Source organism: Hymenobacter sp. 5317J-9 (assembly GCF_022921075.1).
GTDB lineage: Bacteria > Bacteroidota > Bacteroidia > Cytophagales > Hymenobacteraceae > Hymenobacter.
The window spans coordinates 132,292-155,464 of record NZ_CP095050.1 but is presented as its reverse complement, the minus strand read 5'-3'; the positions used below and the strand labels follow the sequence as shown (position 1 = coordinate 155,464).

The 23,173-nt window shown below is 63.2% G+C and carries 19 protein-coding genes, 2 tRNA genes and 2 pseudogenes; 7 read left to right on the top strand and 16 right to left on the bottom strand.

Annotation, left to right across the window (positions count from 1 at the left end):
• Positions 1–195: 195 nt before the first annotated feature.
• Positions 196–1,425, bottom strand: a complete 1,230-nt coding sequence (locus MUN81_RS00645; protein WP_245114479.1) for a Glu/Leu/Phe/Val dehydrogenase dimerization domain-containing protein — start codon at positions 1,423–1,425, stop codon at positions 196–198.
• A gap of 241 nt (positions 1,426–1,666) precedes the next feature.
• Between MUN81_RS00645 and MUN81_RS00640 the strand changes: the two genes are divergently transcribed.
• Complete coding sequence (locus tag MUN81_RS00640; protein WP_190926467.1) at positions 1,667–1,987, top strand: metalloregulator ArsR/SmtB family transcription factor; 321 nt, start codon at positions 1,667–1,669, stop codon at positions 1,985–1,987.
• 50 nt (positions 1,988–2,037) lie between these two features.
• Here the strand turns inward: MUN81_RS00640 and coaE are convergent, their stop codons facing one another.
• The 8 genes and pseudogenes from coaE to MUN81_RS00600 all read right to left on the bottom strand — a co-directional run bounded on the left by coaE (position 2,038) and on the right by MUN81_RS00600 (position 8,255).
• Positions 2,038–2,643 (bottom strand): dephospho-CoA kinase, encoded by a 606-nt coding sequence (coaE, locus tag MUN81_RS00635; protein WP_245114478.1) that lies wholly within the window; start codon positions 2,641–2,643, stop codon positions 2,038–2,040.
• Between the two features lie 3 nt (positions 2,644–2,646).
• Positions 2,647–3,372: a hypothetical protein gene (locus MUN81_RS00630; RefSeq protein ID WP_245114477.1), complete on the bottom strand. Its 726-nt coding sequence runs from the start codon at positions 3,370–3,372 to the stop codon at positions 2,647–2,649.
• A gap of 2 nt (positions 3,373–3,374) precedes the next feature.
• Positions 3,375–3,710 (bottom strand): preprotein translocase subunit YajC, encoded by a 336-nt coding sequence (gene yajC, locus MUN81_RS00625; RefSeq protein WP_348533155.1) that lies wholly within the window; start codon positions 3,708–3,710, stop codon positions 3,375–3,377.
• Between the two features lie 29 nt (positions 3,711–3,739).
• Positions 3,740–4,249, bottom strand: coding sequence for a DUF1573 domain-containing protein (locus tag MUN81_RS00620; protein ID WP_245114476.1), 510 nt, complete (start codon positions 4,247–4,249; stop codon positions 3,740–3,742).
• Positions 4,250–4,345: 96 nt separating this feature from the next.
• Positions 4,346–5,344 carry an isocitrate/isopropylmalate family dehydrogenase gene (locus tag MUN81_RS00615; RefSeq protein WP_245114475.1) on the bottom strand — a complete coding sequence of 333 codons (999 nt, stop codon included), beginning with the start codon at positions 5,342–5,344 and terminating at the stop codon, positions 4,346–4,348.
• 106 nt (positions 5,345–5,450) lie between these two features.
• Positions 5,451–5,762 (bottom strand): YtxH domain-containing protein, encoded by a 312-nt coding sequence (locus MUN81_RS00610; protein WP_190926480.1) that lies wholly within the window; start codon positions 5,760–5,762, stop codon positions 5,451–5,453.
• Between the two features lie 115 nt (positions 5,763–5,877).
• Entirely contained in the window at positions 5,878–7,074 is a 1,197-nt protein-coding gene (nusB, locus tag MUN81_RS00605) for a transcription antitermination factor NusB (RefSeq protein ID WP_245114474.1), read from the bottom strand.
• A gap of 90 nt (positions 7,075–7,164) precedes the next feature.
• A pseudogene (locus MUN81_RS00600) lies at positions 7,165–8,255 on the bottom strand (Glu/Leu/Phe/Val dehydrogenase dimerization domain-containing protein).
• A 190-nt stretch (positions 8,256–8,445) separates the two neighbouring features.
• On the opposite strand from MUN81_RS00600, the gene MUN81_RS00595 reads away from it, so the two are divergent.
• Together MUN81_RS00595 and MUN81_RS00590 are read left to right on the top strand one after the other, a co-directional pair.
• Positions 8,446–10,230 (top strand): ABC transporter ATP-binding protein, encoded by a 1,785-nt coding sequence (locus MUN81_RS00595; RefSeq protein WP_245114473.1) that lies wholly within the window; start codon positions 8,446–8,448, stop codon positions 10,228–10,230.
• 70 nt (positions 10,231–10,300) lie between these two features.
• Positions 10,301–10,693 (top strand): VOC family protein, encoded by a 393-nt coding sequence (locus MUN81_RS00590; protein ID WP_245114472.1) that lies wholly within the window; start codon positions 10,301–10,303, stop codon positions 10,691–10,693.
• A gap of 15 nt (positions 10,694–10,708) precedes the next feature.
• Here MUN81_RS00590 and MUN81_RS00585 read toward each other — a convergent pair whose 3' ends face one another.
• The gene (locus MUN81_RS00585; RefSeq protein WP_245114471.1) at positions 10,709–11,161 is read right to left on the bottom strand and encodes a T9SS type A sorting domain-containing protein; all 453 of its coding nucleotides are present in this window, start codon (positions 11,159–11,161) and stop codon (positions 10,709–10,711) included.
• Positions 11,162–11,350: 189 nt separating this feature from the next.
• Between MUN81_RS00585 and MUN81_RS00580 the strand changes: the two genes are divergently transcribed.
• Positions 11,351–11,424, top strand: a tRNA-Pro gene (locus MUN81_RS00580).
• 103 nt (positions 11,425–11,527) lie between these two features.
• Positions 11,528–11,601: transfer RNA gene (locus MUN81_RS00575), tRNA-Pro, on the top strand.
• A 143-nt stretch (positions 11,602–11,744) separates the two neighbouring features.
• Here the strand turns inward: MUN81_RS00575 and MUN81_RS00570 are convergent.
• Both MUN81_RS00570 and MUN81_RS00565 read right to left on the bottom strand, forming a co-directional pair.
• Entirely contained in the window at positions 11,745–12,278 is a 534-nt protein-coding gene (locus tag MUN81_RS00570) for a hypothetical protein (protein ID WP_245114470.1), read from the bottom strand.
• A gap of 25 nt (positions 12,279–12,303) precedes the next feature.
• A pseudogene (locus MUN81_RS00565) lies at positions 12,304–13,442 on the bottom strand (zinc-dependent alcohol dehydrogenase); the annotation flags it as partial.
• 88 nt (positions 13,443–13,530) lie between these two features.
• Between MUN81_RS00565 and MUN81_RS00560 the strand changes: the two are divergent.
• Positions 13,531–14,285, top strand: a protein-coding gene (locus tag MUN81_RS00560; protein WP_245110381.1) for an IS5 family transposase whose coding sequence is annotated in 2 segments (ribosomal slippage) — positions 13,531–13,861 and positions 13,861–14,285 — 756 coding nt in all. Because the reading frame shifts where the segments join, the coding sequence is not laid out codon by codon here.
• A gap of 222 nt (positions 14,286–14,507) precedes the next feature.
• A complete protein-coding gene (locus tag MUN81_RS00555; RefSeq protein ID WP_245114469.1) occupies positions 14,508–15,239 on the top strand; it encodes a hypothetical protein in 732 nt (243 codons plus the stop codon).
• A 110-nt stretch (positions 15,240–15,349) separates the two neighbouring features.
• Here the strand turns inward: MUN81_RS00555 and MUN81_RS00550 are convergent, their stop codons facing one another.
• From MUN81_RS00550 to truA, 4 genes are all read right to left on the bottom strand, one after another.
• Positions 15,350–15,868, bottom strand: coding sequence for a hypothetical protein (locus tag MUN81_RS00550; RefSeq protein WP_245114468.1), 519 nt, complete (start codon positions 15,866–15,868; stop codon positions 15,350–15,352).
• A gap of 98 nt (positions 15,869–15,966) precedes the next feature.
• Positions 15,967–17,742, bottom strand: coding sequence for an ABC transporter ATP-binding protein (locus MUN81_RS00545; RefSeq protein ID WP_245114467.1), 1,776 nt, complete (start codon positions 17,740–17,742; stop codon positions 15,967–15,969).
• Between the two features lie 95 nt (positions 17,743–17,837).
• Entirely contained in the window at positions 17,838–22,286 is a 4,449-nt protein-coding gene (locus MUN81_RS00540) for a gliding motility-associated C-terminal domain-containing protein (RefSeq protein ID WP_245114466.1), read from the bottom strand.
• A 108-nt stretch (positions 22,287–22,394) separates the two neighbouring features.
• Positions 22,395–23,153, bottom strand: coding sequence for a tRNA pseudouridine(38-40) synthase TruA (gene truA / locus MUN81_RS00535; RefSeq protein WP_245114465.1), 759 nt, complete (start codon positions 23,151–23,153; stop codon positions 22,395–22,397).
• Positions 23,154–23,173 lie beyond the last annotated feature (20 nt).

Below are 23,173 nucleotides of genomic sequence, written 5' to 3'. Positions count from 1 at the left end.
GGGGCGACTCAAAAGTAGGGCGTCAAAGATATCGATTTGTTAGCAAATAATCACGCTTGCCGGCGTTTTAGCGCTTGAAGAAGAGCAGTATGTCGGGCTTGCTAAAGCCTGTGGCGCGCTACAAACGATTGCAGCCGTTTGTGCCAAGCCTGAGCAAGCCCGACCTATTGGGTTGTTCTTCTTCAAAATACGGTCTTACACGAGCTGCCGCAGGGCCATCTCGAACGAGCGCTGCGCGATGCCGGTGGCTTGTGCGTTCTCGGCGTGGGTGCGCTCCAGCGCGGCCCCGATGATGCGCGAGGTATCGGCAAAAATGGCTTGGTCGGTGATTTCGGCGCCGGTTTCCATGAGGTAGGCAAACACGCGGGCCATGCCGCAGTTGGCAATGAAATCGGGGATGACGGCCGCGCGCTCGTCGGCAAACACGCCGGTGGGCCCGAAGAAAATTTCCGGGTCGGCGAAGGGCACGTTGGCGCCGCAGCTTATCACCTTGAGGCCCCCGGCCAGCAACTGCTCCACCTGCGCCTGCGTGACGAGGCGCGACGACGCGGCGGGAATGAAAATATCGGCCCCCACCGACCACACCCGCTCGTTGATTTCGGCAAACGAGAGTAGGTTCTCAGCCGTCAGGGCATTGCCTTTGCGGGCCAGCAGCAAGGCGCGGATTTCTTCCAGGCCCAGCCCCTCGGTGCTCAGCAGGCCGCCGGCCCGGTCGATGATGCCCACGATGCGCACGCCCTGGCCGGCCAGGTAGTAGGCCGCCGCCGCGCCCACGTTGCCCCAGCCCTGAATGATGGCGCGCTGCCCGCGCAACTCGGTGCCGGGCCAGAGGCGGTAGTAGTGGCGCACGGCCTCGGCCACGCCGTAGCCGGTGATGAGGTCGGCCACGGTGTATTTGCGGGCCAGGTCGGGCGAAAACGTGGCGTCTTCCACCACCTTCACCACGCCTTGGCGGAGCTGGCCCAGCTTCTGAATTTTCTGGGGCTCGGTGGCGCGGTAGTGGCCGTTCACCACGCCCTCCTGCGGGTGCCACAGGCCGTATTCTTCAGTTATCGGTATAACCTCATGTATCTCATCCACGTTAAGGTCACCACCGGTGCCGTAGTAGTTTTTCAATAGCGGAATGACGGCGCGGTACCATCTTTCCAACACCCCGCGCTTGCGCGGGTCCTGCGGGTCGAAGTTGATGCCCGATTTCGCCCCGCCGATTGCCGGCCCCGACACCGTGAACTTGACCTCCATCGTTTTTGCCAGGCTTTCCACCTCCCGCTTGTCGAGGCCCTTGCGCATGCGGGTGCCGCCGCCGGCCGCGCCCCCGCGCAGGGAGTTGATGACTACCCAGCCTTCGGCTTCGGTTTCGGCGTCTTGCCACTCGAATACGATTTCGGGGCGTTTATTTTCAAATTTTGTGAGGAGGTCAAGCATCGGTTGAATGCAAAAAAGCGTCTTTGTAAACAGGGCCGTAAAGGTACGCGGCGGCCCGGAGCCAAGCTTCCAAATGGAATTGCATTCATTCGAGAAATAAAATCTCTAAATACTGCAGTATAGGAGAGGAAAATAAATCGATTTCTTCCTATTTTGCATAGTCTTTAGGAACTACCTGAGTAGTACCGCTGTATTGCACTTATTCTACGCTTCCATTTTCCTTTCACTTTTTATCGACTTCATGAAACCATTGCATTCGCGTGTTGAAGCGCAACAGTTGGACCGTGCCGCGGCTATGCTCAAGGTTCTCTCGCATCCCAAACGTTTGGCCATTGTTGACCTGCTGGGCAAAACCAAAGGCAAAGACAGCCAGATGTCCGTTACCGATATCTACCAGGCCCTCGACCTACCCCAGGCCATTGCTTCGCAACACCTCATCACCCTCAAAGACCGGGGCGTGCTGAAGTCGAGCAAGGTGGGCACCAAGATTTATTACTCGCTGGCAGTGCCGCAGTTGCTGAAAGTAATTGATACCCTGGAAGATTATTCGGGCCGGTTGTAGCCTGAGCTAGCTTTATCCGAAGGAGGCTGTTTCGCAAGAGGCAGCCTTTTTTATGTGCCCTGCGGCGTGCTGAAGGCGGCGTGCAGGGCCAGCACCTGCGGCAGCAGGGGCTGCACGTCGTCGTTGGTCAGCACGTAGTCGGCGCGGTGCATCTTTTCCTCCTCGCTGAGCTGCTTGGCCATGATGGCCTGCACGTCGGCCAGGGAGCGGTGCGGGTCGCGGCGCAGCACCCGCGCCTCGCGCACGGCCAGCGGCGCATACACCGTGATGATGCGGTCGAGTTGTTTGTAAGAACCGGCCTCGAAAAGTAGGGCGGCTTCCTTGAGCACGTAGGGGTGGCCGGCGGCCTCCTGGGCCTGGGCCCAGGCCTCAAAATCGAGGCCTACCTGCGGGTGCACCAACGCGTTGAGCTGCGCCAGCAGCGTAGGGTTGCTGAACACGGTGCCGGCCAGCAGCGGCCGGTTGAGCCGGCCGGTGGCGTCGTAGGTGTCGGGGCCGAAGGCGGCAGTGAGTTGCTGGCGCAGCTCGGTACCATTCTCCATCAGCCAGCGGGCGCGCGAGTCGGCGTCGTAGGTGGGCACGCCTAGGGCCTGAAATAAGCGGCTGGCAATGCTCTTGCCCGAGCCAATGCCGCCGGTGATGCCAATGCGCAGCATGGATTAGTGGCTAAGGTGTTTGGTTGCGCGACGCCGGCCTGACCCGGCCGGCCCGGTGCTGACCAAGCGGCTGATGCGTACAGTGGAAACGGACGGCCGCACCTGCGCCGGCGCAGCTAACTCTACTTCAACGTTTTCGGTAGTGCCCGAACCGTCGGGCAGGGCCACGGGGTAGGGGCTGGGCAGCGAGTTGACCACGCTGGCCGGGCCGCGAAAGCTGACGGTGGCGGGCGCGAAGCGCACGGCCTGGGTTAGCCCCGAATCGGGGACTAGGAGCAGGCGCCGCGTGGCATAGCGGTCAAACGTCAGCCGCAGGGTATCGCCGGCCCACTCGTTTATTTGCACGCCTTCCAGCGCGTTTTGTAGGCCGCGGCGCCAGGCGGCGGGCGGCAGGTAGCGGGTACCGGGCAGCGGCACGGGGCGCAGGTCGGCGGGGCGGGTGCCCCAGCCCATGTTGGCACGCAACAGGCGCCAGCCCTGGCCCGTGACCGTGACCGGCAGCGCCGTGGGCAGCGGCCGCAGGGGCACGTAGCGGGCCGAGTCGTAGTGCCAAGCCAGCGGGCAATTCACGCGGGTGGTGTATGTTTTGTTCAGGGCATTCATCTGCCAGAACAGGCCGGCCGCTAGCAGGCACGCCGTCACGGCCCGGTAGAAACTGGGTTCCTGGCCCGCAAAGGGCCGCACGAACCAGCGCACCAGCCGGCCCGCCCGGTTCAGCGGCCCGTCCATGGCTAGCTGGCAGCGGGGGCGTCAGCGCTGGCCGGGGTGCTCGTTTTGCTGCCCACTTCACGGGCAATGGCCGAGCGGTCGAAGCGCAGCTTGGTGCCGCGGTCCACTTCCACCACCACGGTTTCTTCAGTCACGTCGACTACCAACCCGTGCAAGCCGCCAATGGTGACAATGCGCGAGCCCTTGGCCAGCGACTGCCGGAATGCTTTGGCCTCGGCCGTGCGCTTCTGCTGTGGCCGAATCATGAAGAAATACACCACCAGACCGATGGCGACGGGAAAAATCAGTTGGGTCAAATCCATCCCTCCGGCGGCCTGTAAAAATAACGTCAACAACATGGCGTGGCGATAAGCGTGAAAGAGATGATTTAAAGGGGCTTGTTGGCATCGGCCGTCAGCACGTTGCCTTTGATGAGGATGGTGGTGATGCTGGGCTGGGTGTTGGCCCGCACTGCTACCTGCTTGCTGATGATGCCCTGCTTGCCGCGGCTGTCGAACTGCACTTCCATGGTGCCTTGGGCGCCGGGCGCCACGGGTTCTTTGGTCCAGCTGGGCGTGGTGCAGCCGCAGGAGGCGGTGGCGTCCTCAATCAGCAAAGGCGACTTGCCGGTGTTGGTGAACGTGAAGGTGTGGTGCACCTTGGTATCGGGCTTGATGTCGCCGAAGTCGAATTCGGCCTCGGTGAATTTCATCACCGGGGCGTTGGGGTTGGGCGCTTCGTTTTCGCTCACCACGTTGGGGTTGTCCACGGTGGGGTTGGCGGCGGCGTCGGAGGCTTCGGTGGCGGCGGCGTTCATGCCTTCAGTGCCCACCTCGTTTTTGTCGCGGTTGCAGGCACCGAGTAGCAGGGCTGCAGCCAGAAAAATCGGGTATTTCATTCTGTATAAGTAATTAACGCCTATCATCCTGAGCGTTCTGCTTGATTAGCAGAATACTCAGGATGACAAACGGTTTACAGTCAATAAGAAGACTAATTACAGCTTCTCGATGATGTGCTGGGCAAACTCGCTGGTGCTGGCGCGGCCGCCCAAGTCGCCGGTGCATTGTTCCGGGTGCTGCAGCGTGGCTTCGAGGGCCTTTTCAATCTGGTCGGCCTTGGCATGCTCGCCAATATGGTGCAGCATCATCAGGGCCGAGCGGAGCAGGGCGGTGGGGTTGGCTTTGCCCTGGCCGGCGATGTCGGGAGCCGAGCCGTGCACGGCCTCAAAAATGGCCATGTTGTCGCCGATGTTGGCGCCGGCCACCACGCCCAGGCCGCCCACGAGGCCGGCGCAGAGGTCTGACAGCAGGTCGCCGAACAAGTTGGTGGTCACAATTACGTCGAACTGCTCGGGCTTGCCCACGAGCTGCATGCACATGTTGTCGATGATTTTATCCTCGAACACAATGCCCGGAAACTCCAGGCTGGCTTCCTTGCAGGCATTGAGCATCAGCGTGCCGGCCATCTTGATGATGTTGGCCTTGTGGGCCAGCGTCACCTTTTTGCGGCCGTGCTTGGCGGCGTAAGCAAAGGCGGCGCGGCAGATTTTGCGCGAACCTTCTACCGTGACGCGGGCCACGGCGTCGGCAATGCCGAGGCGCTCGTCCCACATCTCGAGGCCCGAGTACAAGCCTTCGGTGTTTTCGCGGAACAGCACCAGGTCGATGCCTTCGTAGCGGGTTTTGATGCCCGGCGTGGTTTTGCTGGGGCGCACGTTCTGGTAGAGGTCGTACTTCTGGCGCAGCGTCACGTTGATGCTACGGAAGCCCTTGCCCACCGGCGTGGTAATCGGGCCTTTGAGGGCCACCTTATTCTTTTCCAGTGATTTAAGCAGCGCGTTCGGAATCAGTTCGCCCGACTGGTCAAACGTGGTCTGGCCGGCGTTCTGCTCTTCCCACTGCACCGGCACCTGCGCCGCGGCAAAAATATCGGTTACGGCTTTCGTGATTTCGGGGCCTATGCCGTCGCCGGGAATAAGGGTTACAATATGCATGTTTTCAATGGGTGAATGGGTGAATGGGTGAATGAGTGAATGGGTGTTGATGACTTTGACGTGCATCATTCACCCATTCACTCATTCACCCATTCACCCATTGTAATTAGGCGCCCTTGCGGGAGTTGATTTGGTTGATGAGCTGGTCGACGTCGCCCAGCAGCTGTTCGGCTTTGGATTTGGCGTCGGAAATCACGCGCTGGCCTTCGCTTTTGGCCGAAGACTGGCCCACGCCTTCGCGGCTGGTTACCAGGCTGTCGGTGAGGTCGGCGAGCACGGAGCGGTATTTTTCGAGCTGGTAGCTGAGCCAAGAGCGGGTTTCGCTGCCGGGTTCGGGGGCGTAGAGCAAGCCAAGGGCCGCGCCGGTGAGGGCGCCGCCCGCGAAGCACAAGATGCCGGTGGTGGTTTTGCTGGCCATGGTCGTCGGAATGATTGGGAGGTGGGAAATGAGTTCGGGCTGAGTACGCAGAAACCCGGCCGTGGGTGCAAATGTAGAACAGTGGTGCGGGCCGGAGCCCGCCCCGGTTTCCGGGCTACTGGTTGTCGAGCAGGCCGCGGCCCGACTTGCGAATGTCGCCGCTGGCGGCCAAATCCGTGGCCAGCTTGTCCAGAATGCCGTTCACGAACTGCTTGCTCTTAGGCGTGCTGTAAAGCTTGCTGATTTCGATGTACTCGTTGATGGTGACCTTCACCGGGATGCCGCGGAAGAGCTGCATCTCGGTGAGGGCCATTTTCAGGATGATTTTGTCGAGCAGGGCCACGCGCTCCACGTCCCAGTTCTGCACCGAGCCGGCGATGAGCTTCTCCATCTTGTCGTCCTCGATGAGCGTCTGCTTATAGAGCGTTTCGGCAAACTCGCGGTCGTCGGCCCAGTTGGCCGAGAGGTTCATCAGCTCCTGCTTCTCGTCGGCGCCGTAAGGCAGCATTTTGAGCGTTTTCAGCACCAGGTTGCGCACGATGGGGCGGTTTTCTTCCCAGTTCAGGTCGGCCGCTTCAAGCTGGCGTGGCAAAGCTTCGCTCTTGAACACGAAGTCCTTGTAGAGATGTCGCAGGATTTCCATATCCGTGTCGTAGTCCATCTCGGGCTGGGCTACGTCCTTGCCGGCCAGGTAGGTCCGCACCGTTTCGTCGGCTTTCATCTCCTCCCAGGCGGCGCGCAGGGCCTCCGTTTCCTCGGCGCCTTCCCACTGCAGCTTGCGCCGAATGGTAGTAGCCTGCAGCTGCTCGTTGGCCATCAGCTTGGCAATGGCCTTGTTCTGGTGCAGGCGGTTGGCGTCCAGGGCGTCTTCGCGCGGGCCCAGGCGGCGGCGCTCCTCGCGGCTTTGCTCCTCTTCAATCACGCCAAGCAGCGCGGCCGGCAGGTTGAGCAGGTGCAGGTACTGGTCGTGAATGCTTTCGGCGCCCACCAGCAGCTGGCCGGCATACAGCTCGGCGTCCTTCTTCACCTGGTTCTGGAAGGAGTTGATGGCATCGGTCACCGCCTTGTCCACGGCTTTGTCGTCCGTTTTCTCGGGCAGCACGCCCGTGCGGTACCATTCGCGCAGCTGGGCCTCGCCCAGCTTGCGCTGGCCTTCCAGCTTGCGGCGGTCGGGGGCTTCCTTGGCGGTCAGGTCGGGTTCGAAAGCAGCCGCAATGCGGTCCTGAGCCAGCATTAAGTCTGCCCCCACCGCCTGGTGGTAGGAGTAGAGCGACTGCATGACTTTGATACGGAGGAGGCGGCGGTTTAGCATGTGTTAGTTGTTAGTTGCTGGTTGTCAGTTGTTAGTTGTCGGTTGTCAATTGCTAGCCTGAGCTAACAACTGACAACCAGCAGCTAACAGCTAGTAGGTCGACTTCACCTTGCCCACGCTGGCAATGCGCTCCTTGGCCTGCTTGATGGCCGCGGCCTGCGGGTGCGAGTGCTCTTCTTCGGCTTTCGCCAATACCTGGAGGGTGAAATCGTAAATTTTTTCGGTTTGGGTGAGGGCACCCTGGCGGCTGGTGCCCACCACTTCGGAGTACACGTTGATGAGGCCGCCGGCGTTGATGAGGAAGTCGGGGCATACACAATGCCGCGGCGCACGAGCTCCGGGCCGTGCTGGTTCTCCACCTTGAGCTGGTTGTTGGCGCAGCCGGCCACCACCTGGCACTTCAGGCGCGGAATGGTGTCGTCGTTGAGCGTGGCACCCAGCGCGCAGGGCGAGTAGATGTCCATGTCCTGGTCGTAGATGTCGTCCAGGCCCACGGCGGTGGCGCCGAAGCGAGCGGCGGCTTCCAGAGCGCGGTCTTCGTAATAGTCGGTCACAATGAGTTTGGCGCCCTCTTTCTGCAGGTGCTCCAGCAGGTAGGTGCCCACGTGGCCCACGCCCTGCACGCCAATGCGCTTGCCGGCCAGGCTCTCGGAGCCAAACGCTTTTTTGGCGGCGGCTTTCATGCCCATGTAGGTGCCGAAGGCCGTCACGGGCGAGGGGTCGCCCGAGCCGCCCATGCTCTCGGGCAGGCCCGCTACGTGCTTGGTTTCCATGCGGATGTACTCCATGTCCTTGGTGGTCATGTTCACGTCCTCGGCGGTGATGTACTTGCCGTTCAGGTTCTTCACGAAGCGGCCAAACTTGCGCAGCAGGGCTTCGGTCTTCAGCGTCTTGGCGTCGCCGATGATGACGGCCTTGCCGCCGCCCAGGTTCAGGCCCGAAATGGCGGCCTTGTAGGTCATGCCGCGCGAAAGGCGTAGCACGTCGTTCAGGGCTTCCATGTCGGAAGCGTAGTGCCACATGCGGGTGCCGCCCAGGGCCGGGCCCAGCACGGTGTTGTGGATGCCGATAATGGCCTTCAGGCCCGTCTCGTGGTCGTGGCAAAACACGACCTGCTCGTGCTGGTGCTCGGCAATCTGGCCGAAGATGGCCTCGGGGGCCAGGGTTTGGGTTTCAATCATGGGGATGAATGAAAAGGGGTTGGTGGGAATTGTGGGATGGGTTGGGAACAGTGCGGCGTAACTTTGTTAGCTCGTATACGGAGAATCTGGAACGTCATGCAGCGCGCAGCGCTGCATGACGTTCCAGATTCTCTTTCAGGCCGCAAAAGTACCCCAATTTTCCCGAACCGGCCCCTTTCCCACCCAGCCCGTGCGCGCCCTTTCCGCAGTCAACCCCTTCATTTACCGCTACAAATGGCATTTCCTCGCCGGGGTGTTATTCGTGGCGCTGAGCACGCTGCTGGCCATTTTCCCGGCCCAGCTGGTGCGCTACGCATTCGATTTGGTGAACGAGGGCATCGACCTCTACCACCTCTACGCCGGCACCCAGGCCCAGAGCGGCGTGTACCAGCTATTTGGACGCAACGTGCTATTCTACGGCGTGCTCATTATTGCGCTGGCGCTGGGGCGCGGCATCTTCCTGTTCTTCATGCGCCAGACGCTCATCGTCATGTCGCGGCACATCGAAAACGACCAGAAGAACCAGATTTACCAGCACTACCAGTCGCTGCCGCTCAGCTTCTACCGCCGCCACAGTACCGGCGACCTGATGTCGCGCATCTCCGAAGACGTGAGCCGCGTGCGCATGTACCTCGGGCCGGCCATCATGTACTTTCTGCAGTTGGTGCTGCTGTTCCTGCTCATCGTGCCGCTCATGCTCATGGTGAACGTGAAGCTGACGCTCTATACACTGCTGCCGCTGCCCATTCTGTCGGTCAGCATTTTCTACGTCAACAACCTGATTGAGCGCAAGTCCGACGAGATTCAGAAAGCCCTGTCGGGCATGACCACTTTCGTGCAGGAAGCTTTCTCGGGCATTCGGGTGCTCAAGTCCTTCGTGCGCCAGGCCGACTCGCACGAACAATTTGTAAACGCCAGCAACGAGTATAAGGAGAAGTCGCTGAGCCTGAACTTCGTGAACTCGCTGTTTTTCCCGCTCATCCTGTTTCTCATCGGCCTAAGCACGCTCATCACCGTGTGGGTAGGCGGGCAGGAAGTCATCCGCGGCACCATCACCACGGGCACCATTGCCGAGTTTCTGATTTACGTGAACCTGTTGACCTGGCCGGTCACGGCGCTGGGCTGGACGTCGTCGCTGGTGCAGCGGGCGGAGGCCTCACAGGCCCGCATCAACGAGTTTCTGGACCAGAAAACCGACATCGTTTCGCGCCAGAACGTGGAGCGCGAGCTGGCCGGCGACATTGTGTTCGAGAACGTGTCGTTCACCTATCCCGACACCGGCATTCAGGCCCTGAAAAACGTGAGCTTCCGCGTGAAGCCGGGCCAGACGCTGGCCGTCATCGGCAACACGGGCTCGGGCAAAAGCACAGTGGCTGCGCTGCTGTGCCGCTTATACGACGTCTCGGCTGGCGACATAAAAATAGATGGCGTGGACGTGCGCGATTATTCGCTGCGCGCCCTGCGCGGCCAGATTGGCTACGTGCCGCAGGACGTGTTTCTGTTCTCCGACACCATCCGCAACAACATCAACTTTGGTCTTGATGAGCCCGACGAAGCGCGCATGCTGCAAGCAGCCCGCGACGCCGACGTGTATGAAAACATCCTGGCCTTCCCTGAAGGTTTCGACACCAAAGTGGGCGAGCGGGGCATTACCCTCTCGGGCGGCCAGAAGCAGCGCGTGAGCATGGCCCGCGCCCTCGTGAAAGAGCCCAAAATTCTGATTCTGGACGACTCGCTGTCGGCCGTGGATACCAAGACTGAAAATGCCATTCTGGGCAGCCTGCAGCGCATCATGGCGGCGCGCACCAGCCTCATCATCTCGCACCGCGTGAGCTCGGTGAAGCTGGCCGACGAAATTCTGGTGCTCGATGATGGCCTCATCGTGCAGCACGGCACCCACGACGCCCTGATGGCCGAAACCGACGGCCTCTACCGCGCCCTCTACGAGCGCCAGCTGCAGACCGAGGAAGCCTGATGTAGCGCGGACTTTTGGTCCGCGATATAAAGCGCATTCGCTCGCAGAACAAAAGTCCGCGCTACAATCAATGAACCAACGCCTCGCTCACGTCACCCTCATCGTCCGTAACTACGACGAAGCCATTACTTTCTACACGCAGGTGCTGGGCTTCAGACTGGACTCCGACCTGGACATGGGCGACGGCAAGCGTTGGGTGGTGGTGACGCCACCCGGCCCTGCGGGCTGCGGCCTGCTGCTGGCCGAGGCCAAAACCGACGCCGAAAAGCTGGCCGTGGGGCAGCAGGGCGCCGGCCGGGTCTGGCTCTTTCTGCACACCGACGACTTCTGGCGCGACTACCCCATCATGCAAGCGCGGGGCCTCCATTTCCTGGAAGCCCCGCGCAGCGAAGTGTACGGGCACGTGGCCGTGTTTGAAGACCTGTACGGCAACAAGTGGGACCTGCTGGAGCCTTTAGGCTAATGCGCCGAGTGGCCGCTACTGGCCTATCATGACGCGGCGCATGCCGGTTTTCTCGTAAGCCGTGCAGTGCACGATGTAGGCGCCGGCCGGCAGCTGGCCCACGTTGAGCACGGCCGGAATCTGGCCGTTTAGCATGGTGTGCGTGATGACGGGGCGGCCGCCGGCGTCGGTCACTTCCACGCGGGTGGGGCCGGGGTTGTCGGTTCTAACGGTGAGCTTGCCGGCCGCCGACTCCGCCTTCACCTTGATGGCGTTGGGGTTGGCAGCGGGGGTTTCGGGAGCAGGGGCAATGAGGCCCGGCGCAGCGGTGGCCACCGGGGCCGCTGCCGTAGCAGGCGCAGCCACTGCACCGTTGGGCAAAATAGCTTCTTCTTTGGCGGCAGGAGCGGGAGCAGTGGCGGGGGCTTGCGCACGGGCGGCCACCAAACCCAGCGTGCTGGCGAGCACAAATAGTAATAACTTTTTCATAAGTAGGATAAGAGCAGGATGTAGTAAAATGGCTACGGTAAAGCTAAGCAATTCTGAGGCCGCTTTGCCTAGAGGGTGCTTTTGGCCGTCCTTGGCCAGAGCCCCCGATGCATGATTTACGAAACTTTATTTGCGTCTGGCTTGCGCCACTCTCAAAAATTGCCTTACCTTTGTCGCTCCAATACCAATCGGGGTGTAGCGTAGCCTGGTATCGCGCCAGCATGGGGTGCTGGAGGTCGTAGGTTCGAATCCTGCCACTCCGACGGAAGAGCAGCCGCTCAACAAGCCTCCGAACTTTCGGGTTCGGGGGCTTTTTTCGGCCGCAAATTGGAAAACAGAAAACAGGTCGCCCCATCGGCCTGCTTTCGGGGTGTAGCGCAGCCCGGTAGCGCGCGTCGTTCGGGACGACGAGGCCGTAGGTTCGAATCCTGCCACCCCGACTCGAAAACAAACTGAAAAGGCCCGCTGAACTCTCGTTCAGCGGGCCTTTTCCATTATGGCAGTTCAAAGGGATTACGAAAAAGAACGTCCTGTGGCACGTAAGCGAAGCAGGACGTTCTTTTTTCGCAAATTTAACTCAGTGCTAGCGGCTGGCCGAGGCGTAGCGCTTGCCCAATTCGCGCCGTTGCGGCTTATCGCCTTTGCGGGTGAGCAGGAAGATGCCCCCGCCTACCACGGCGGCGAAGGTGGCAATTTTGACCAGCATGCCGCTGCGGTCGTGTTTCCACCGGGCGTTGTAGCCTTTTTCGGCCCAGATATTGGGCACCGTGCCGTGGGCAATGTCGTCGATGATGCCTTCCACCACGTTCACTTTGTCGGCCATGAGCAAGGGCAACCAGTGCAAGTATTCGTTTTCGCTGTACTTGAAGGCGAAGCGCCGAATCATGCCGCTCAAGCCGGAGGGCGGCACCGAGTTGCCCACCACGGCCGTGTAGTCGGGCCGCTCAATGGAATGCAGCACTTCCCGGTCGGGCACCTGTTGGGTGGGCCGCACCCAGGAGCGGCCGTCGTGCTCTTCGCCGGTGCGGTGGCGGTTGGGGTAGGTGGGTTCGTTGTCGGGGTCGGCGTCGATGCCCCAGCCGGGGATGTGGGCGAAGTCTTCTGCGGTCTTTTTCATGATGGGCGGCGTTAGGCGTTAGCAGTGGGGGGATGAGGACCGGCTTGATAATGTTGTCGAGCTTGGCTGAGAACATGCGGTAGCCGTCGGCCACGTCTTCCAGCGGAATGCGGTGCGTAATCAGCTCGCTGGGCTTGAGGATGCCGTTCATCACGTGGTCAATCAGGCGGGGCAGGTGGCGCTTCACCGAGGCTTGGTTGCCGCGCATGGTGATGCCTTTGTTCATCATGTTGCCAATGGGCACCAAGTTGTCGGTGGGGCCGTATACGCCCACAATGGATATCACTCCGCCTTTGCGCACCGAGTTGATGGCCCAGTGCAGCGCTGTAGCCGAGCCGGCCTGCAGCAGGGCTTTGCGCCCGGTAATAGTTTGCATGGCGTTGCCGGCCGCTTCGGCCCCTACGGCGTCGATGCAGGCGTCGGCCCCAATCCAGTCGGTTTGCTTCTTGATGAACATCACCGGGTCGTCCATGTCGCTTTCGAAGTTGTAGGCTTCGCACTTGGCAAAATTCTGGGCGAACTCAAGCCGGTAGTCTTCCTTGTCGATGATGATGACGCGGCCTGCGCCAAACAGCCAGCAGCAGCGCGCCGCCATGATGCCCACCGGGCCGGCGCCGAAAACAACAACGGTGTCGCCGGGCTGAATGCCGGCCATTTCGGCGGCCTGGTAGCCGGTCGGGGTGATGTCGGTGAGCAGCACGGCGTCGTCGAGGCTCATGCCCGCCGGAATGACCGTGGGGCCGAAGTTGGCGTAGGGCACCCGCGCGTACTCGGCCTGGCCGCCGTTGTGGCCGCCCCCGGTGTGTAGCCTAGGAAGCCGCCCACGGCCGTGGCCTCGGAGTTCGATTCGTGGCAGTTGCCGAACATGCCCTGCTTGCAGAAAATGCAGCGGCCGCAGGCAATGTTGAAGGGCACCAGCACCCGGTCGCCCACTTTCACGTTGGTTACTTCAGAACCAACCTCGACGATTTCCCCGACGAATTCGTGCCCAAACGTCATGCCGACGCGGGTATCGGGCACGTTGCCGTTGTAGAGGTGCAGGTCGGACCCGCAGATGCACGTGCGCAGCACCTTCACAATGGCATCCTCGGGATGCAAGATGGTGGGCATGGGCTTTTGAACGGCACGCACCCTTTTAGGGCCTCTGAAATCCATTGCTAACATAGCGAAAAGGGTTAAGTGTGGAAAGGATGTGAATTGCTGGCTTTGCCTGGAGATTAGGAAGTGTTAACAGTAGGTATTAATTTGGGGTATGGATTATTTGCTCACAGACGCGCAGTGGGCCCGCATCGCGCCGCTGCTGCCGGGTCGGGAAGGCACGAAAGGTGGCCGGGGCCAGGACAACCGCCGTTTTGTAGAAGCGGTGCTGTGGTTGTTGCGCAACGGCTGCCGCTGGCGTGCCTTGCCGGCCGCGTGGGGCAACTGGCACACAACATACACGCGCTTCCAGCGCTGGACCGCCTCGGGCGTGTGGGCCCGGGTGCTGGCCGCCGTGCAAGAGGACGACGCGCTGCACACGCTGCTGGTCGACTCGACCACCGTGCGGGTGCACCAACACGCGAGCGGGGCACGCAAAAAAACGGGCCGCAAGCCCTGGGGCGTAGCCGCGGCGGATTGACCACCAAGCTGCACGCGGTGGCCGACGCTGGGGGCCGGTTCGTGCGCGGCAGCCTGACAGCCGGCCAGCGCCACGACGCCCCGCAAGCGCTGCCGCTGCTCGACGGGCTGGCCCCGGCCTACCTCGTGGCCGACCGGGGCTACGATTCCGACCCGCTCGTGGCCACCCTGGCTGCCCGCGGCACCTGTGCCGTGATTCCGCCCCGGTGCAAGCGCCGCTACCCGCGGGGCTACGACGCGGCGCGTTACGCCCAACGTCACCCCATTGAGCGCCTTTTCAGCCGCCTCAAGCAGTTTCGCCGCGTGGCCACCCGGTATGACAAACTCGATGCGCATTTTTTGGCCTTTATTCACCTCGCTGCAACCGTCCTGTGGCTACGCGACTGTTAACACTTCCTAGGCTCTCATTCAAAGCGAGGCAAGACCTACTGGCTGTACTGCCTGGGTAGGGCAGGGTTTCTGTTTGGCGGAGTAATGCCATGAATTTCAGTACTATTTCAGGCGATACGTACGTACGGCCCCGTCTTAATACGGAGGGTGCGCAACGGCCCGGCTACCAAGAGAAATGGCACCGCTACCTTTACGGCTTCACCAGTTTTCTACCTTTTTTACATGAAAAAAATTGGACTTCTCACGCTGGCGCTCGTCGGCGTGCAAGCAGCAAAGGGCCAGAGCATTGCGGCCGGCACCATCTCGCTAGGTGGCAACATTGGCTACAGCCGGACCGCCAACAAGCAGAGTGCGACCTACAACCAACGGAGCGGTGGTGGTAACTATAGTTACTCCAGCGAAAGCACAACCAGCCAGTTCAACCTGGCGCTGGCAGGCGGCTACTTTGTGGCCGACAACCTGGCCCTGGGGCTGAGCGTGGCCTACAACGCGGCCAGCACCACCTACAAAAACACTTCTTCGACGTCGCCGCAGCCCATCAACTTGCCCGACTTGTCGCCGAATACCAACACGCGGGTAGGGGCTTTCGGGCAATACTACAAGATGTTTGGCGAGCAGTTTGGCCTGGTGGGCACGCTGGGCGCCGGCTACCAGCACACCAAGAACAACGCCTACGACAACGGTGGCAGCGGCGCTCCGGTGGCCGTCAGTTACGTAGGCAACGGTTATTATGCCGACCTGACCCCCGGCATCGTATTCTTTCCCATTCCGAAGCTGGGCATCAGCGCGTCCATTGGCTCGCTCGGCTTCTCGCACCTCAGCTTCGACCAACCCGAATACCCCAATAGCAACGTCACCAAGCCGTCGAGCTACGAAAACACCCTCAGCACCTTCGGCGCCAACTTTGGCCTCAACCAGCTGCAGTTTGGCGGCACGTACTACTTCGGCCGTTAGGCCATGTCAGAAATAATGCTGCTTCTGCAAGCGAAAGCCCCTGGCCATGTCGGTCAGGGGCTTTTTTGTTAGCTAAAAATCTCGGCGTGGTCAACAAGCGAGGCGGCCTGCTACTTCACGCCCACCCATACCTCGGAGGCGTCGTTGGCGCCAAAACGCTCCAAGTAGAAGTCGCCGCGCTGGGTGAGCTTCTGGGCTTTCACGGCTTCGAGGGCGGCTGGGTAGAGCTTGTTGGGGGCCAGCAGGTAGCTCACGCCTTGCAGGCGGGCGGCCACCACGCGCTGCCCGGCGGGCACCACGCGGTAGCGGAAGCCAGCGGGCAGGGATTGGGTGGTGTCGGCCAGGGCCAGGCCGATGAAGGCCCGCACGGTGTCGCGCGCCGTTTCGGGGTCGTTGAGGTAAAGGTTGGCCAGGTCGCCGTGCAGGCGGGCCTGGGCGTCTTTGGCCTGGCGGAACAGGCGGCCGAAGGCGTCGCCCGTCACCACGCCGTGGTAGGGCTGGCCGGCCAGGTACAGCGGCGCGGCCGTGGTTTCGAGGGCCACTTTGGGGGAGTGGGTGCCGCCGAGGTAGGCGTAGAAGCCCGCAGCGGCCAGGGTGAGCAGAATAACGGCGAGGAAGAGGTAGCGCATAGGTAAGGAAGTGGTTGAGTAACTGCGTAAAGTGAGCAGGTGAGCAAAGGGAGAGAAGTCAAGTTCAAACCGCCTTACTCAGTTACTGATTTGCCCATTTACTCATTGGCCACCACGTATTGCATGCGGTAGAGCTGAGCATAATACCCGCCCTCGATGCGCAGCAGCTCCTCGTGGGTGCCGGTTTCCTTGATTTCGCCCTTGTCGAGTACAATGATTTTGTCGGCTTTCTGGATGGTGCTGAGGCGGTGGGCGATGACGAGCGAGGTACGGCCCTGCATCAGCTTTTCGATGGCTTGCTGAATGAGCTCCTCGGTTTCGGAATCGACGGACGACGTGGCTTCGTCGAGCACGATGATGTGGGGCTGGTACACCATGGCCCGCACGAAGCTGATGAGCTGACGCTGACCCACCGAAAGCGTGGCGCCGCGCTCCATCACGGGGTAGCTGAGGCCTTCGGGCAGGCGCTCGATGAAGCGGCGGGCGCCCACGAGGTCGGCCGCCTCCCAGATTTGCTCGTCGGTGATGGTTTTGTTGCCCAGCGTGATGTTGTCGCGGATGCTACCAGCGAACAGGAACACATCCTGCAGCACGATACCGATTTGGCGGCGCAGCAGGCTGAGGTCGTACTCGCGCAGGTCGCGGCCATCGATGCAGATGCTGCCTTCCTGGATGTCGTAAAACCGGCTCAGCAGGTTGATGATGCTGGTTTTGCCCGCGCCGGTGGCGCCCACGAAGGCGATGGTCTGGCCCGGCTTCACGTGGAAGCTGATGTCTTTCAGCACCCAGTCGGGCTCGTTGTAGGCGAACTTGACGTGCTTGAACTCCACGTCGCCTTTCAACTCGGCCGGAGCGAAGGTGCCGGTGGGGGCTATCAGGTCCTGATTATCTAGAAGTTTTAGCAGGCGCTCGGTGCTCACCAGGCCCAATTGCAGGGTGTTGAACCGGTCGGCAATCTGGCGGATGGGGCGGAAGAACAGCGCGTTGTACATGATGAAGGCGATGAGCGCACCCTTCGAGATGCTGCCTTCAATTTGGCCCTGGGCCGCGTACCACACCAGCAGGCCCACGCCGATGGCGCCCAACACCTCGGCCACCGGGAAATAGATGCTGTAGTAGAGCACCGAGCGGATGTTGGCCTCGGTGTGCTCCTTGTTGATGGCCGCGAACTTGCGGTACTCGCGCTCCTCGTTGTTGAAAATCTGGACCACGTTCATGCCCGTGAGGTGCTCCTGCACGAAGCTGTTGAGCTTGGCCACGGCCGTGCGCACGTCCTGAAACGAACCCTTGATTTTTTCCTTGAACACGTAGGTGCTGAACAGCAGCGGCGGAATCACCGACAGGCTAATGAGCGTGAGACGCCAGTCTATCCAGAACATGAAGGCCATGATGAAGAGCAGCTGCAGAATGTCGCCCACCATGGCCGCCAGGCCCTCGCTAAACACGTCGGACAGCGTTTCGACGTCGGAGATGTTGCGCGTCACGAGCACGCCGATGGGCGTCTGGTCGAAGAACTTCAGCTTGAGGCTGAGCAGGTGGCGGTAGAGGTCGGTGCGGATGTCGCGCACAATGTACTGGCCCAGCCAGCCGCCGTAGTACGTCTGCAAATAGCTCACGCCGGCGTGGGCCACCAGCAGCACCAGCAGCAAGAGGAACATGAAGTTCAGCCCTTTCATATCGCCCTGCTCGATGCTGACATCGACCATGCGCTGAATGAGAAAGGGCCGCAGCGTGCCCAGCACGGCTGTGGCCACGGTGAGCACGATGAGGCCAATAAATACGCGCCGGTAGGGACGTACGTAGCCGAGCAGGCGGCGCAGCACGGCCCAGTCGAAGACCTGGCCGGTTTTGGTGGCGGAAGTGGTGGGGTCCATAAGTAGGGCAAAGGTCGGGAGTAAACCGCGGCCGACCGGAAAGAGTTACCCCAAGCATTCGTAGCACCCCTCCTTGAATGAAGGCTGGCCCCGGCCTACCGCACAATTTCCACCCAGCCTTTCACCCGGCTGTTGCCGTTGGCCGTGCCAAGCAGGTAGTAGTAGATGCCAGCCGGCAGGCCCGCGCCGTCCCACTCGTTGTGGTAGGTGGGGCTGTCGAACACGGGCTGGCCCCAGCGGGAAAAGACCTGCAGCCGCCCCAGGCAGTCACCGATGCGGGGCGCAAACGCATCATTCTGCCCGTCGCCGTTGGGTGTGATGACGTTGGGCAGCACGGCCGGCAGCACTTCCAAGCCCGGTAGGGCCATCTGACGTGGGCATGGCCCCGGCCCGCTGCCGCCCGCCAGCGAGGCCTGCGGCTGGTAGTGACCGGCTGCGTAGGTGTGCTCCACCACCGCGCCGCTGCCTACGGCGCTGCCGTCGCCAAAGTCCCATTGCACCTGCGCTGCCGCGGGCCCCGTGGCTTCGAAGCGCACCAGGCGCGGCGCCAGGGCACTGCCCGAGCAATCGGAGGCCGACCACCGGGCCGCAAACGTGGGCTGCGCCGGCACCGTGACGCGATAAGGGGCCGTGCCGCAGCCATCGGGTAGACTGTAAGTAAGCAGGCTAGTGCCCGGCGTGAGCGGCGGCGTGAAGAGTCCGGCCGCCGTCACGTTCGGGCCCGTCCAGGTGCCGCCGGCGGGCGTGGCCCGCAGCCGAAACGGCGCAGGGGCGAGGCACAGTACCGTGTCGGCGGGCAGGCGGATGGGGGCCAGCAGGGTCACCTCGGCCACGGTGGTGACTACTTGGGTGCAGGTTAGAAACGGTAGCGTGTAGGTGAGCACGTGGCGCCCTGGTCCGGCCAGCGCCGGGTTGAAGCGGTTGCCCACCACGCCCGGGCCGCCGAACGTGCCGCCAGGCGGCTGCGCCGTGAGTACTACGCCGTGAGGTGGCGACGCGGCACAGAAGCTCATTGGCGCCAGCGAGTCGAGCACAGCCAGCGGAAAAGGCAGCACGTGCACCTGCAGCCTGCCTGAAGCCGGGCATTGCGCGGGGTTGGTGGCAGTAGTGGTATACACCAGCGTTTGGAGGCCCACCAGGGCCACGCTCGGCGTGAAGCTGTAGCCGCTGGCTGGCGAGCCCGTTACGCCCGGCCCGCTCCACGTGCCGCCGGGAGGGCTGGCGCTCAGCACCTGAGGCCCGGCGGTGGGGCACATGGCGGTGTTAACAATGCTCAATTGCACCACACCCGCCTGCAGCGTCACGTTGCGGGTGGCCCTAGACGGACAGCTGGCGGTATCGAGCACCGCGCCCGTGTATACCAGCGCGTGGGTGCCGGTGAGGGCAGGGCTGGGCGTAAAAAAGAAGCCCGTGGCCGGCGAGCCCGTCACGCCCGGCCCGCTCCAGGTGCCGCCCGCGGGCGTGCCGCCGCGCAGCCGGAACGTCGCCGCCGTGGTGCACAGCGCCGTGTCGGCCGGCACCTGCACCGTGCCGCTCACCGGCTTCACCCGCACGTACAGCGTGTCGCGGATGGGCCCGCAGAACTGCGTGCCGCTGAACACATACACCAAGGCGTGCGTGCCTATCAGGGCCGGGCTGGGGGTGAATACGTAGACGCCAAGGTTGTTCACGCTCACGCCGTCGCCCATCCAGCTGCCGCCGGGCGGCAGGCCGCCCAGCGCGTAAGGCGGGTCGTTGGCGCACAGCACCACCGGCGGGCCCAGGTCGACATGGCGCAGCCCAAATACGGTGAACGTGACCGACGCCACCGACGGGCAGCGCCCGCCCGAGGCCGTGCCCGGCAGCACGTAGCGTACCTGGTGCTGGCCGGGCCCCGCCGCCACGGGGTCGAACGCAAACGGGGGGCTGCTCGTGACGCCCACGCCCACAAAGGTGCCGCCCGCCGGCCTGGCCACCAGCCGAATCAGGGGCGGGGGCGGGCCTTGTGGCTGCAGGCACACGGTGGTGTCGCGCGTCACCATCCGGGCCAGCGCCTGCGGTAGCACGGTGATGCGCCGGGTATTGGTGCCCGTGCCTGCGCACGCGCCTGTGAGCGGACTCGTGTACGTCAGCACGAACGTGCCCAGCCGGGCCGTGTCGGGCGTAAACCGGTAGCCCGTTGCCACCGAGCCCGTTACGCCCGCACCCGTCCAGATGCCCCCCGCCGGGGAGCCGCCCAGCGGCACGGCCCCGGACCGGGCGCATACCGTGAGGGAGTCGGGCCCGGCCGGGGTGGTGCCGGCCGTCAGGTCGAATCGGAAGGCCGCGTTGTTGCAATGGGCCGAGCCGTTGGTGGGCGAGTAGGTGTGCGCGCCGGCCGGAATGGGCAGGCCGGCGCCGGTGCCCTGGTTGCAGGCGCACACGGCCTGGTAGAGGGAGCCCTGCGCGTCGAAGCGCGACAGCCCGCCGTCGACGTGGTCATCGGCCGAAGTGCCGAAAAACGTGGCGTATTCGAGCACCCGTGCCCCGTCGGAGAGCTGCATCAGGTAGAAATCCATGCCGTCGGTGGCGGGTTGCAGGGCGTTGGGTGTCACGTCGAGGCCCACGGTGGAGCCGTTGTTGGGGTCGAGCCCGCCGCCCCAGCCCGCCACAAACAGGCGGCCGTAGCAGTCCACCTCAAACGCCGTGGGCGAAATGTCGGGCACGGCCCGGCCGCTGCCAAACACCGTGGCAAACCCCGCCGTGCGCAGGTCGGGCGCCAGCTGCTGAATGAACTGGTGGCCCCGCGGATTTTTATACACCCCGTTGCTCAGGCCCGGCCAGTTGTTGGTGAGCGTCTGGCCCAACACGTACACCTGCCCGCCCGCCGTGCGCCGCACGAAGTAGGCCTGGTCCTGGGCCGTACTGCCCAGGTAAGTGCTCTGGATGAGGCTTCCCATTCCCGACAGGCGCGCCACGAAGCCATCCACCACGCCCCCAAAGCTGGGCCGGTAGCCATTCGCCGTGCCCCCAAAGTTGGGGCTGGTGGTGCCGCCGGCCACCAGCAGGCCGCCGCTGTCTTCGCGCTGCATAGAGTAAGCCGCGTCGGCGCCCGAGCCGCCCAGCAGCGTGGTCCAGCGCACCTGGCTCAGGCTGGAATCGAGGCTGGTGACCAGGCCATCGGTGAGGCCCCCGCGAAACGTGGCGCCGGCGGCCAGCCCCGGAAAGTCGGCCGAGGCCGTGGTGCTGGCCACAAACACGTTGCCCTGCGCATCCACGGCCAGGTCGCCCCGGAAAGCGTCGCCGTAGTTGTAGCGCAGGTTGGGCGCCGGCGTTTGCGGGTCGAGCAGGCCGTCATTGCCCGTGCCGCCCAGGTACGTGCTGGCCCGCAGCCGGCCACCGTCGGCGCTCAGTCGGCTGATGATTAGGTCAGACCCGTTGGGCAGCACAAAGGCCGAGCTGCTGCCGTAGGGCGCAATGCGGGTGCCGCCCCGAAACGCCGTGCCGGCGGCCTTGCCGGTGGTGGGGTAATTGGTGGAAGACGTAGTGCCCAGCATCAGCAGCTCGCCTCGTCCGTTCACCGCCAGGCTGTGCGGAAATTCCAGGTTGTTGCCGCCCAGGTGCGTCGCCCAGGCCCGGGCCCCCGGCCCGGAGGTGGCGGTGTTGAATTTCATGATGGCGATATCGACGCTGCCGCCAAAACTCGTCTGGTAGGCGCCGGTGGTCACCGGGTAGCCGGGCTCGAACACCAAGCCGGCCGTGTAGAGGTTACCCGCCGCGTCGTGGGTGGCCGCAAAGCCCCAGTTCTCCACCGTCGAGCCCGTGTAGCTGGCAAACTGCACCACCGGGTCGATGACCAAGGGCCGCCGCCGGTCGTAGGCCCCCATCCGGAAGCCGACCTCATTACCGCGCAGCTCAAAAGCGCACGCCACGGGCTGGCGCTGGCCGGCGGCATCGGTTTGCCAGGCCCGGGGGCACAGCTCGGTGAGCGGGCCGGCTGAGGTTTGCACCAGTAAGTTGCCGGTAACTGCGTCGAGGCGCATTGCGTCGGCGCCGCGGTAGCGCAGGCGGGCCCGCGCGGGTGCGGCGCCGGGTGCCAGCAGCAGGTCGTATTCCAGCTGATGAGCGGCGCTTTCGTGCAGCACCAGGTCGGTGCCGGGCCACAGTTCGCGGTAGCGCAGCTGGCGGAAGGTGCGCACCTCGGCGGCCCAGCGCCTGGGGTCGTTGCCGCGCAGGTAGTGCTGGCGGCCAGCCGCCGGGTTTTCGGCCAGCAGCTTGGCGCCTGCTAGCGGCTGCACAAATTCCACCCGCAGGCCGTGGCTGCGGAGCAATGCGCTGGGCGAAGAGGTCTGCTTGGGGCCAGGCTTGGCCGGGGCGTGGTTGGGCAGCCCACTCGTGAGGGCGTAGGCAAGACCGTCCGGCTCCACAAAAAGCCGGGCGCCCGTGGCCACGGGCGCCGCGTAGGCCGCCCGCGCATCCCACTGGCCTTTGTTCTCGGTAAATTCCACGGTGGGCGCTGCTTCCTGGGCCCAGGCCGGCCGGAAGAAAAGCACCAGAAGCAACAACAGGGTAAATGTTGAGCGCATAGGCAAACTGAAAGAAAGGAGCAGTAGACCTGCGAGCCGCGCGGAAATGGCGCCCGCATTCTTGGCAGTCTCCTGCAAATTACTCCTAAAGTATTGCCTTTTACCGAACTATTCAGCCTCCGGCACAATTCCGTCCTCGTACTCCACCCGGCTCAGGAACAGGCCCCGCGCCGGCGCCGCCCCACTGGCGTCGACGCGCCGCTGCGCCCAGAGCAGCTGCTGGAACTCGCGCGGCGTCATCTTGCCCCGGCCCACGTCGAGCAGGGTGCCCACCACTAGCCGCACCATGCCCCGCACAAAGCGGTTGGCCCGAATGCGGAACACCCAGCCCCCCGGCGCGGGATGCCAGGCCGCGGCGGTGCAGTAGCACACGTAGTGGTTTTCGCCGCCCTTCACTTTCGAGAAGGACGTAAAATCGAACTGGCCCACCAGGTAGCCGGCGGCCTCGTTCATGGCTTCAATATTCAGCGGCCGGTCCACGTACAGCGCCTGGTCGCGCCGGAACGGGTCGGGGCGCGTCACCACGAAGTACTCGTAGTTGCGCTCCTCAGCCGAGAAACGGGCGTGCGCGTCGGCGGGCACGGGGTGCAGGCGCAGCGCGCCGATGTCGGGTGGCAGGGCGCGGCGCAGGCGGTACAGCAGCACGTCAAGCGGCATGGTGTCCGGCAGCTCGGCGTCGAAATGGGCTACCTGGTGGCTGGCGTGCACGCCGGTATCGGTGCGGCCACTGCCCAGGCAGTAGGTGGGGCGGCGCAGTATCTGGGTCAGGCAGCGGTCGAGCTCGGCCTGCACGGTGGGCTGGCCGGGCTGAATCTGCCAGCCGCGGTAGTGGGTGCCGTCGTAAGCAAGGTGCAGGAAGTAGCGCATGGAGTTAAGTAACAAAGAGG

Excerpts from the sequence above, each read along its gene's own strand:
- MUN81_RS00550 (WP_245114468.1), bottom strand. The coding sequence starts at position 15,868 with ATGCGCTACCTCTTCCTCGCCGTTATTCTGCTCACCCTGGCCGCTGCG.
- nusB (WP_245114474.1), bottom strand. The coding sequence starts at position 7,074 with ATGCTAAACCGCCGCCTCCTCCGTATCAAAGTCATGCAGTCGCTCTAC.
- MUN81_RS00570 (WP_245114470.1), bottom strand. The coding sequence starts at position 12,278 with ATGAAAAAGACCGCAGAAGACTTCGCCCACATCCCCGGCTGGGGCATC.
- truA (WP_245114465.1), bottom strand. The coding sequence starts at position 23,153 with ATGCGCTACTTCCTGCACCTTGCTTACGACGGCACCCACTACCGCGGC.
- MUN81_RS00630 (WP_245114477.1), bottom strand. The coding sequence starts at position 3,372 with ATGGACGGGCCGCTGAACCGGGCGGGCCGGCTGGTGCGCTGGTTCGTG.
- MUN81_RS00590 (WP_245114472.1), top strand. The coding sequence starts at position 10,301 with ATGAACCAACGCCTCGCTCACGTCACCCTCATCGTCCGTAACTACGAC.
- MUN81_RS00620 (WP_245114476.1), bottom strand. The coding sequence starts at position 4,249 with ATGAAATACCCGATTTTTCTGGCTGCAGCCCTGCTACTCGGTGCCTGC.
- MUN81_RS00645 (WP_245114479.1), bottom strand. The coding sequence starts at position 1,425 with ATGCTTGACCTCCTCACAAAATTTGAAAATAAACGCCCCGAAATCGTA.
- yajC (WP_348533155.1), bottom strand. The coding sequence starts at position 3,710 with ATGTTGTTGACGTTATTTTTACAGGCCGCCGGAGGGATGGATTTGACC.
- coaE (WP_245114478.1), bottom strand. The coding sequence starts at position 2,643 with ATGCTGCGCATTGGCATCACCGGCGGCATTGGCTCGGGCAAGAGCATT.
- MUN81_RS00555 (WP_245114469.1), top strand. The coding sequence starts at position 14,508 with ATGAAAAAAATTGGACTTCTCACGCTGGCGCTCGTCGGCGTGCAAGCA.
- MUN81_RS00640 (WP_190926467.1), top strand. The coding sequence starts at position 1,667 with ATGAAACCATTGCATTCGCGTGTTGAAGCGCAACAGTTGGACCGTGCC.
- MUN81_RS00610 (WP_190926480.1), bottom strand. The coding sequence starts at position 5,762 with ATGGCCAGCAAAACCACCACCGGCATCTTGTGCTTCGCGGGCGGCGCC.
- MUN81_RS00540 (WP_245114466.1), bottom strand. The coding sequence starts at position 22,286 with ATGCGCTCAACATTTACCCTGTTGTTGCTTCTGGTGCTTTTCTTCCGG.
- MUN81_RS00615 (WP_245114475.1), bottom strand. The coding sequence starts at position 5,344 with ATGCATATTGTAACCCTTATTCCCGGCGACGGCATAGGCCCCGAAATC.
- MUN81_RS00585 (WP_245114471.1), bottom strand. The coding sequence starts at position 11,161 with ATGAAAAAGTTATTACTATTTGTGCTCGCCAGCACGCTGGGTTTGGTG.
- MUN81_RS00545 (WP_245114467.1), bottom strand. The coding sequence starts at position 17,742 with ATGGACCCCACCACTTCCGCCACCAAAACCGGCCAGGTCTTCGACTGG.